At 51.8% G+C, this 4,376-nt stretch carries 2 tRNA genes and 2 rRNA genes; all 4 read right to left on the bottom strand.

What is annotated here, in order from left to right:
* Positions 1 to 2,088: ribosomal RNA gene (locus N878_RS13515) — 23S ribosomal RNA — on the bottom strand; the annotation flags it as partial.
* 258 nt (positions 2,089 to 2,346) lie between these two features.
* Positions 2,347 to 2,422: transfer RNA gene (locus N878_RS13510), tRNA-Ala, on the bottom strand.
* A gap of 22 nt (positions 2,423 to 2,444) precedes the next feature.
* Positions 2,445 to 2,521, bottom strand: a tRNA-Ile gene (locus N878_RS13505).
* An 85-nt stretch (positions 2,522 to 2,606) separates the two neighbouring features.
* Positions 2,607 to 4,143, bottom strand: a 16S ribosomal RNA gene (locus N878_RS13500).
* Between the last annotated feature and the right edge of the window lie 233 nt (positions 4,144 to 4,376).

Below are 4,376 nucleotides of genomic sequence, written 5' to 3'. Positions count from 1 at the left end.
CAAAGTCCAGTGCAAAGCTATAGTAAAGGTTCACGGGGTCTTTCCGTCTAGCCGCGGATACACTGCATCTTCACAGCGATTTCAATTTCACTGAGTCTCGGGTGGAGACAGCGCCGCCATCGTTACGCCATTCGTGCAGGTCGGAACTTACCCGACAAGGAATTTCGCTACCTTAGGACCGTTATAGTTACGGCCGCCGTTTACCGGGGCTTCGATCAAGAGCTTCGCTTGCGCTAACCCCATCAATTAACCTTCCGGCACCGGGCAGGCGTCACACCCTATACGTCCACTTTCGTGTTTGCAGAGTGCTGTGTTTTTAATAAACAGTCGCAGCGGCCTGGTATCTTCGACCGGCATGGGCTTACGCAGTAAATGCTTCACCCTCACCGGCGCACCTTCTCCCGAAGTTACGGTGCCATTTTGCCTAGTTCCTTCACCCGAGTTCTCTCAAGCGCCTTGGTATTCTCTACCTAACCACCTGTGTCGGTTTGGGGTACGGTTCCTAGTTACCTGAAGCTTAGAAGCTTTTCCTGGAAGCATGGCATCAACCACTTCGCATTCTAAAAGAACGCTCGTCATCAGCTCTCGGCCTTGATCTCCCGGATTTACCTAAGAAACCAGCCTACCACCTTAAACACGGACAACCAACGCCGTGCTGGCCTAGCCTTCTCCGTCCCTCCATCGCAGTAACTAGAAGTACGGGAATATTAACCCGTTTCCCATCGACTACGCATTTCTGCCTCGCCTTAGGGGCCGACTAACCCTGCGTCGATTAACGTTGCGCAGGAAACCTTGGTCTTTCGGCGTGCGAGTTTTTCACTCGCATTGTCGTTACTCATGTCAGCATTCGCACTTCTGATACCTCCAGCAAGCTTCTCAACTCACCTTCACAGGCTTACAGAACGCTCCTCTACCGCTCATCCTAAGATGAACCCGTAGCTTCGGTGTATGGTTTGAGCCCCGTTACATCTTCCGCGCAGGCCGACTCGACTAGTGAGCTATTACGCTTTCTTTAAAGGGTGGCTGCTTCTAAGCCAACCTCCTAGCTGTCTAAGCCTTCCCACATCGTTTCCCACTTAACCATAACTTTGGGACCTTAGCTGACGGTCTGGGTTGTTTCCCTTTTCACGACGGACGTTAGCACCCGCCGTGTGTCTCCCGTGCTGACACTTGCCGGTATTCGGAGTTTGCATCGGTTTGGTAAGTCGGGATGACCCCCTAGCCGAAACAGTGCTCTACCCCCAGCAGTGATACACGAGGCGCTACCTAAATAGCTTTCGAGGAGAACCAGCTATCTCCGAGCTTGATTAGCCTTTCACTCCGATCCACAGGTCATCCGCTAACTTTTCAACGGTAGTCGGTTCGGTCCTCCAGTCAGTGTTACCTAACCTTCAACCTGCCCATGGATAGATCGCCCGGTTTCGGGTCTATACCCAGCGACTAAAGCGCCCTATTAAGACTCGCTTTCGCTACGCCTCCCCTATTCGGTTAAGCTCGCCACTGAATATAAGTCGCTGACCCATTATACAAAAGGTACGCAGTCACGGAACAAAGTCCGCTCCCACTGCTTGTACGCATACGGTTTCAGGTTCTATTTCACTCCCCTCTCCGGGGTTCTTTTCGCCTTTCCCTCACGGTACTGGTTCACTATCGGTCAGTCAGTAGTATTTAGCCTTGGAGGATGGTCCCCCCATGTTCAGACAAGGTTTCTCGTGCCCCGTCCTACTCGATTTCATTGACAAGAGAGTTTCGCGTACAGGGCTATCACCCACTATGGCCGCACTTTCCAGAGCGTTCCGCTACTCTCAAATCAACTTAAGGGCTAGTCCCCGTTCGCTCGCCACTACTTAGGGAATCTCGGTTGATTTCTTTTCCTCAGGGTACTTAGATGTTTCAGTTCCCCTGGTTCGCCTCACACACCTATGTATTCAGTGTGTGATACCCAGCTTATGCTGGGTGGGTTCCCCCATTCAGAGATCTCCGGATCAAAGTCTGTTTGCCGACTCCCCGAAGCTTTTCGCAGGCTACCACGTCTTTCATCGCCTCTGACTGCCAAGGCATCCACCGTATGCGCTTCTTCACTTGACCATATAACCCCAAGCAATCTGGTTACGATCTCAATCGTGAAGACGACATTCGCCGAAAATTTGCGTCTTGAGAACTACAAATTTTACCTTGACCAGATCAATTGCCAGTGAAAGCAATCAATCAGTCACTTCTATCACATACCCAAATTTTTAAAGAACGATTTTCGTACCGGTCAAAAGACCAGAAATCAGCACTCACCAGGTCACCCCTGAAGCGCTCATTTCTGAACTCTTTCACTGCTACCGCAACGCGCGAGAGTGGTGGAGCCAAGCGGGATCGAACCGCTGACCTCCTGCGTGCAAAGCAGGCGCTCTCCCAGCTGAGCTATGGCCCCGTAATCATCTGCACCAAGCAATTGGTAGGTCTGGGCAGATTTGAACTGCCGACCTCACCCTTATCAGGGGTGCGCTCTAACCAACTGAGCTACAGACCTATAACAGGGTCGCGTTACAGCATCGTCTTCGACTATGAATCAAGCAATTCGTGTGGGAGCTTATGAGAAAGCCGGTGTCTTCGATTAAGGAGGTGATCCAGCCGCAGGTTCCCCTACGGCTACCTTGTTACGACTTCACCCCAGTCATGAATCACTCCGTGGTAACCGTCCCCCCGAAGGTTAGACTAGCTACTTCTGGAGCAACCCACTCCCATGGTGTGACGGGCGGTGTGTACAAGGCCCGGGAACGTATTCACCGTGACATTCTGATTCACGATTACTAGCGATTCCGACTTCACGCAGTCGAGTTGCAGACTGCGATCCGGACTACGATCGGTTTTATGGGATTAGCTCCACCTCGCGGCTTGGCAACCCTTTGTACCGACCATTGTAGCACGTGTGTAGCCCTGGCCGTAAGGGCCATGATGACTTGACGTCATCCCCACCTTCCTCCGGTTTGTCACCGGCAGTCTCCTTAGAGTGCCCACCATAACGTGCTGGTAACTAAGGACAAGGGTTGCGCTCGTTACGGGACTTAACCCAACATCTCACGACACGAGCTGACGACAGCCATGCAGCACCTGTGTCTGAGTTCCCGAAGGCACCAATCCATCTCTGGAAAGTTCTCAGCATGTCAAGGCCAGGTAAGGTTCTTCGCGTTGCTTCGAATTAAACCACATGCTCCACCGCTTGTGCGGGCCCCCGTCAATTCATTTGAGTTTTAACCTTGCGGCCGTACTCCCCAGGCGGTCAACTTAATGCGTTAGCTGCGCCACTAAAATCTCAAGGATTCCAACGGCTAGTTGACATCGTTTACGGCGTGGACTACCAGGGTATCTAATCCTGTTTGCTCCCCACGCTTTCGCACCTCAGTGTCAGTATCAGTCCAGGTGGTCGCCTTCGCCACTGGTGTTCCTTCCTATATCTACGCATTTCACCGCTACACAGGAAATTCCACCACCCTCTACCGTACTCTAGCTCGCCAGTTTTGGATGCAGTTCCCAGGTTGAGCCCGGGGCTTTCACATCCAACTTAACGAACCACCTACGCGCGCTTTACGCCCAGTAATTCCGATTAACGCTTGCACCCTTCGTATTACCGCGGCTGCTGGCACGAAGTTAGCCGGTGCTTATTCTGTCGGTAACGTCAAAATACTCACGTATTAGGTGAATACCCTTCCTCCCAACTTAAAGTGCTTTACAATCCGAAGACCTTCTTCACACACGCGGCATGGCTGGATCAGGCTTTCGCCCATTGTCCAATATTCCCCACTGCTGCCTCCCGTAGGAGTCTGGACCGTGTCTCAGTTCCAGTGTGACTGATCATCCTCTCAGACCAGTTACGGATCGTCGCCTTGGTGAGCCTTTACCTCACCAACTAGCTAATCCGACCTAGGCTCATCTAATGGCGCGAGGTCCGAAGATCCCCCGCTTTCTCCCGTAGGACGTATGCGGTATTAGCGTTCCTTTCGGAACGTTATCCCCCACCACTAGGCAGATTCCTAGGCATTACTCACCCGTCCGCCGCTAAATCAAGGAGCAAGCTCCTCTCATCCGCTCGACTTGCATGTGTTAGGCCTGCCGCCAGCGTTCAATCTGAGCCATGATCAAACTCTTCAGTTCAATACTGCTTGGGTTTTGAGAAAACCCTAAACTTGGCTCAGCAATCGCAAAAAACTCTCGAATTCACGAGTGTTACTTGTGATGCTGATAATCAGTCGACTACCAGTCTTACCTCACAAGCACCCACACGAATTGCTTGATTCAGTTGTTAAAGAACAGTTGGTCAAGTCTTTCGTCTCAACCGAGGCGCGCATTCTACAGCACCTCATCTTTCCGTCAAGCTGTTTTTCGAA

The organism is Pseudomonas sp. EGD-AK9 (assembly GCF_000465935.2).
In the GTDB taxonomy this organism is placed as follows: domain Bacteria; phylum Pseudomonadota; class Gammaproteobacteria; order Pseudomonadales; family Pseudomonadaceae; genus Aquipseudomonas.
The sequence above is the reverse complement of the archived record's forward strand: the minus strand, read 5'-3'. Positions and strand labels throughout refer to the sequence as shown.